This is a genomic window from Caballeronia sp. SEWSISQ10-4 2, from assembly GCF_030464885.1.
In the GTDB taxonomy this organism is placed as follows: domain Bacteria; phylum Pseudomonadota; class Gammaproteobacteria; order Burkholderiales; family Burkholderiaceae; genus Caballeronia.
On the sequence record NZ_JALPRJ010000191.1, the window covers coordinates 1 to 2,806 of the forward strand.

At 58.0% G+C, this 2,806-nt stretch carries 2 protein-coding genes; both read left to right on the forward strand.

Annotation, left to right across the window (positions count from 1 at the left end):
• Positions 1–212: 212 nt before the first annotated feature.
• Complete coding sequence (locus M0D69_RS43485) at positions 213–1,001, forward strand: enoyl-CoA hydratase/isomerase family protein (protein ID WP_301787957.1); 789 nt, start codon at positions 213–215, stop codon at positions 999–1,001.
• A gap of 93 nt (positions 1,002–1,094) precedes the next feature.
• Positions 1,095–2,806, forward strand: a 1,712-nt coding sequence (locus M0D69_RS43490; protein WP_301787958.1) for an AMP-binding protein, incomplete at its 3' end; no start/stop codon positions are given.

The following is a 2,806-nucleotide window of genomic DNA, read 5'->3' on the forward strand; positions in this document are numbered from 1 at the left end:
ACGGGAACCGGCGCGATGACCGACGTCGAATACATTCCGTATCACGTATGCAGCAGCAATACGGTCACTCACAAGATTTACCGCGACGCCGACCGCCCTTCACATTTGCTGGTTCCCGTCATTCCGCTGAACGGGGACCCTACCTGAATTGCGGATCCTTGAAGGGCGTCATGGGCGCCCGCTGAATTTGATCGACAACATGAGGTCTGGCAATGAAAAGCATACGTTTTGAGCGCGAAGGGAAGGTCGGGAATATCGTACTGGCGAATCCGCCCTACAACCGACTTGATCTGCGCTTTGCCCAATGTCTGCGCGAGGCGGTTCACGAGGCTAGTGAGAGCGATATCCGGGTGCTCGTCGTTCGCGCAGAGGGCCCGCATTTCAGTCTCGGTGGCGAGGTTCGCGAGTGGCCAGGTCAGGACCTGAACTGGTTCCGCACGTTCGTGGCGGAAGTCAACACGTCGTATCGCGCGATCGAAGCCCTGCGTGTTCCGACGGTGGCGGTGGTGCAGGGCCTGGCATTCGGTGGCGGACTCGAACTCGCCTTGAGTTGCGACTTCATTGTGGCGGCGACGGATACCGTCTTCCGGTGCGTCGAGGTAACGACCGCGATGTTGCCCATCGCGGGCGCGTTGCAGCGGCTGGCTGAGCGCGTGGGGCGTAGTCGCGCGTCGCGCTTCGCCATGTTGGGCGAACCGATTTCGGGGAGCCTAGCCGGGGAACTTGGGATTGCCACACACGTGGCAGAACCCGGTGAGCTCGATCGTGTCGCCCGCGAACTGGTGACGCGACTTTCGGACGGTCCCACGCTTTCGTATGCGGCGACGCGCACCCTGCTCAAGACGTGGTCAAGTGGCGGCGTGGCGGGTGCCGATATTGCACTGCTGGATGTTTGCATGGGCCTGTACCTCACGGAAGACGCCACGCGGGGTTTCGCCCATACAGCCGAAGCGTTCGACCGTGACGAGGAGCCTGGCGATCTGGTGTTTTACGGCAAGTAGCCGAAAGCTTCTGGTGGTAGCTACGACAGCGACATGACCTTGTTTCAGCACACTCCTGATCAGCAGTCCAAAGCAGCGTTGGAGAATGGCTTTATGCATACCTTACCCGATTCCCTTGCGTCTATCGCACCTGCCGACGGCGTCGCATACGTTCGCGGTGCGACNNCGGATGTCCCATTGAGCGAATCCACGATCGGCGAGTTTCTAAGAGATACAGCGCAACGTTTCCCCGACCGGCAAGCTGTGGTGTTCCGCGAACAGGGTGTGCGCTGGACATGGAAGGAATTTGACGAACAGGTCGATCGACTTGCCTCAGGTCTCTTGTCCGTGGGGCTGGCAAAGGGTGATCGTGTAGGAATCTGGTCGCCCAATCGATTCGAATGGTTGCTCACGCAGTTCGCTACGGCACGCATCGGTGCAGTTTTGGTCAACATCAATCCTGCCTACCGGGTTTCAGAGATCGAGTATGCCTTGCGCAAGGTGCGGTGCAAAGCGCTCGTGACGGCGGAGCAATTCAAAACGTCAAAGTACATTTCGATGCTGCTCGACATCGCCCCGGAGCTGACATCGCAAGAAGCCGGCGATCTGCATTGCGCGCGCCTCCCGGACCTGCGTACCGTGATATCCGTCGGGGACCCGGCCATAAGGGGCGTGATGCCGTTCTCCGCCGTGATGGAGAAGGGCGAGGTGATCCTGCGCGAGGTAGCACAAACGACGATTGTGCTGTCGGCTCACGACCCGATCAATATTCAATTCACGAGCGGTACCACTGGCAGCCCGAAGGGCGCTACGCTGACACATCGAAACATTGTCAATAATGGGCGTTTTGTGGCGATGGCAATGAAGCTGTCCGAAGCCGACTCGCTGTGCATCCCCGTCCCGCTCTACCACTGCTTCGGAATGGTTCTCGCGGTTCTCGCGTGCATATCAGTTGGCGCGCAGATGGTCTTCCCAGGCGAAGGATTCGACGCCGGCGCGACCCTCGCGTCAATCGCAGAAGAACGCTGCACGGCACTTCACGGGGTGCCCACGATGTTTATCGCGGAGTTGGAGCATCCGGAATTTGCTGCGTTCGACCTAAGCAGTCTGCGCACCGGCATCATGGCTGGTTCACCGTGTCCCGTCGAGACCATGAAGCAGGTGCTGGCCAGAATGCATATGCAGGAGGTCACCATTGCGTATGGAATGACGGAGACCAGCCCGGTATCGTTTCAGAGCGCAACCACTGACCCGCTCGATAAGCGAACGACCACGGTCGGGCGGATTCAACCTCACCTCGAAGTGAAGATCGTCGATCCCCTCGGCAATACAGTGCCCGTTGGTGCAACCGGAGAACTTTGCACGAGAGGATACTCCGTGATGCTGGGGTACTGGGAGGATGAGGAGAAGACACGTGAAAGCATTGTCGATGGATGGATGCATACGGGCGACCTTGCAACGATTGACGCGGACGGATATTGCAATATTGTCGGCAGACTCAAGGACATGGTGATTCGCGGTGGAGAGAACATCTATCCTCGCGAGATAGAGGAGTACTTATTCAGACATCCCAAAATTCAGAATGTTCAGGTGTTCGGCGTACCAGACGAAAAAACTGGGGAGGAACTGTGCGCGTGGATTGTGCTTCGACAAGGCGAGTATGCCAGCGAGGAAGACATCCGCGATTTTTGCCGAGGTCAAATCGCGCATTACAAAGTGCCCAGGTATGTTCACTTTGTCGATGAAATGCCCTTGACCGTCACGGGGAAGGTGCAGAAGTTTGTGATGCGCGAGGAGATGATTCGGGTTCTGAATTTGAGCGAGAA